Raw genomic sequence first — 1,125 nt, 5'->3', positions numbered from 1 at the left:
GAGATCCATGCACGTGTAGCAGTCCTTAACAGATTTACGGAATTAGGTCGACCACTTACCCAAGTTACGCCTTAAATTTGGCTCAATTAGGGGCGCTTTGCATTTCAAATCTTTGTGCAACAAAGCCCCACTGAGCCAACCACGTTTGATATGGCTGACCAGTGTGTCACGGCATGGGCGGGATTCTTTGTCTTGCCAATAGAGCTCAGCAAATACACTGAGCTTGAGGCGTTTGATATTAGCGGTCATTTGGAGTTTCCTCCTTTGTACATATGCAGGTACCAAAAAGGGCATAAGTTAAAGGACTTGGTGCATCGTCTGGTGTAGATACGTGTGGTAGTGCAGGTTATACACAAAGGGCTTATGAATATGTAAAGAGCCGTAGAAACAGAAAAGTCTTTGCAATTAAAGGGCGTGCAGGTTGGGGGATGCCGATTGTGCAAAGCCCTCAGCGTAAACAGTCTGGTAAAGATAAACGTAAAATTGATTTATTTATTGTCGGGGTCGACGAAGCAAAACTGACAGTCATGCGCCGTTTAGATTTGGCAAAGAAAGGACCAGGCTATTGTCACTTTCCACATGACCGGGAAATGGAGTGGTACCGACAATTAACAGCAGAAAAATTAATTATTCGCTATGTGAAAGGACAGCTGATTCGTGAATGGCATAAACCAGATCGGGCACGTAATGAGGCTCTCGACTGTCGTGTTTATGCTTTGGCCGCTTTGAAAATTATGCAACCGAATTTAAAGCATGTTTCCGAGCGTGTGTCTATTGAAATTGATGAACCTCAGGTTAAAAAACAGGTTGATCAAAATACTGTAGAAGTTAAAACAGTATTGAAGCAGAAGGCTGTTAAAAAACTGTTGTACCGGTAGTTGTTCCAGCGTCTAAAAATACTGTGATTAAAAAGAAAAGGTTTTTTGGGAATAAAAAATAATCATTATGATGAATATTAAAGCCTCCTTCAGGAAGTTGTTTTTTATAATTGTGAATAATGTCCCGTCCTGAAATAAGTTTACACCTTTAAGAGGCTTATTTTATGGAACATGAACGAGAACAAAGAGTTAAACGTACACAAGGTGATTATAGCTTTGCCTTTAAAATGATGGTTGTACATGAAGT

1 protein-coding gene and 1 pseudogene are annotated in these 1,125 nt (G+C 40.4%); one reads left to right on the top strand and one right to left on the bottom strand.

Going from position 1 to position 1,125, the window contains the following annotated elements; genetic code table 11:
- Positions 1-42: 42 nt before the first annotated feature.
- Entirely contained in the window at positions 43-249 is a 207-nt protein-coding gene (locus tag MF4642_RS16500; RefSeq protein WP_078426876.1) for a hypothetical protein, read from the bottom strand.
- 83 nt (positions 250-332) lie between these two features.
- Between MF4642_RS16500 and MF4642_RS16495 the strand changes: the two are divergent.
- Positions 333-878, top strand: a pseudogene (locus tag MF4642_RS16495) (terminase gpA endonuclease subunit); the annotation flags it as partial.
- Positions 879-1,125 lie beyond the last annotated feature (247 nt).

Source organism: Acinetobacter sp. MF4642, from assembly GCF_002018925.1.
Classification (GTDB): Bacteria; Pseudomonadota; Gammaproteobacteria; order Pseudomonadales; family Moraxellaceae; genus Acinetobacter; species Acinetobacter johnsonii.
The sequence above is the reverse complement of the archived record's forward strand: the minus strand, read 5'-3'. Positions and strand labels throughout refer to the sequence as shown.